1 protein-coding gene and 1 pseudogene are annotated in these 1,517 nt (G+C 29.9%); both read left to right on the forward strand.

Annotated elements, in window-relative coordinates; genetic code table 11:
- Nucleotides 1-149: 149 nt before the first annotated feature.
- Entirely contained in the window at nucleotides 150-440 is a 291-nt protein-coding gene (locus OL66_RS03885) for a hypothetical protein (protein WP_156956356.1), read from the forward strand.
- A gap of 65 nt (nucleotides 441-505) precedes the next feature.
- Nucleotides 506-1,504: pseudogene (locus OL66_RS02675) on the forward strand (ATP-dependent Zn protease); the annotation flags it as partial.
- Between the last annotated feature and the right edge of the window lie 13 nt (nucleotides 1,505-1,517).

Consider the following 1,517-nt stretch of genomic DNA (forward strand, 5'->3'; position numbering starts at 1 on the left):
AGAACAAATAAAAACTGCACAAGAAAAAACATTATCTCAAATAGAACAACAAAAACATAAAGTAGCCATTTGGCAATCTAAAAAAGAAAGAAAAAGATTGTTAAAATCCCAAAAACACAACAACACCTCAATCGGAAAGGACAATGAAAATGACTGATTCAAATTTTACTATTGGCTTCATGACGGGCGCAGTTTTTGTTACCGTTTTATGTTTTATATTTAAACATCTATTTTTTAGTTTTCTTCAACTATTCAACCCTAACGACACTCATCCGTTCAAAAGAAGAATACAAGAATTACCAACCCCAAAACCAAACAATACAAACAATAGCCAACCCAAACCCCAAACCCCACAATCAACTCAAAACCAACAAAAACCCCACTCACAAACAAACAACCCAAATCATCCAAAAACCAACCATCCAACCCCTGGAAAATAAATAACAACCAAGACTCTCACCACGAGAGTCTTTTTTTTGTACCAATTCACACGAAAGGAGAAAACATGAAAACATTAACAAAAATATATCTTAGTTTTTTATCAATATTTGTTTTAATCCTTATTGTTTTATTTATTATCGGATTAACCAAATCACCATTCACAACCAACAATAACCAAAATACACCACCAAACACTCACACACACCACCACGAAGAGGCAAAACAAAATAACAAAGAACTAAACCCCAAAGAAAAAGAAGCACTTAGTGAAATCCAAACTCGTTTACAAGAATTAGAATTATTCAACCAAAAAAATATAGAAAAATCAAAAAAAATAAAAGAAGAAGACAACATTTTATCTCAACAAATTAATTCTAATTTAGCAAAAATCAACACTTTAAATCAAGAAATAAATACCCTGAAAAACCAATTAGAAGAAAAAACCAACCAATTAAATAACAAACAAACAAACTTAACTAATGATGAAAAAACAAAATTAGAAAATGATATAAACGCAATAAATCAAGAAATAACCAAAACAACCCAAAAACGAGATAAAATCAATGACGAAACCAAATCCCAAACTAAAAAACGAGTAGAAAACACACAATCACAATTAACTAATCAAAACAAAATCCAAACAACTAAATTAGAAATAGATAAAACCACCAACTTCAAAGATATTTATCAAAAAATAAACACCTTGCAACAATCAATTAATTACAATAACGCAAACAAAGAACAAATAAAAGAACTAATCACCCAACACCAAGATGACCCCCAAGAAATCCAAAACCTAAAAAGTTATGATTTATTCTTAGACGGACAATTAATCCAATTCGAAAAACAAATTAAACAACTAAAAAACGAAATTGAAATCATCCAAAACCCAAACACCCCAAAACTTGAAAAAAAGAAAGTCACATTCAAAGATGTATACGGAATGGAAAGGGAAAAAGAAGAATTAGAAGATTTAATTTATTATTTAAAAGATGATAACAACGATTTAGTTAACTATGACAAAATCAAACCCAAAGGGTACCTACTATACGGCCCTCCTGGAATATTGTAGGCGA

This window comes from Chrysanthemum yellows phytoplasma (assembly GCF_000803325.1).
In the GTDB taxonomy this organism is placed as follows: domain Bacteria; phylum Bacillota_I; class Bacilli_A; order Acholeplasmatales; family Acholeplasmataceae; genus Phytoplasma; species Phytoplasma asteris.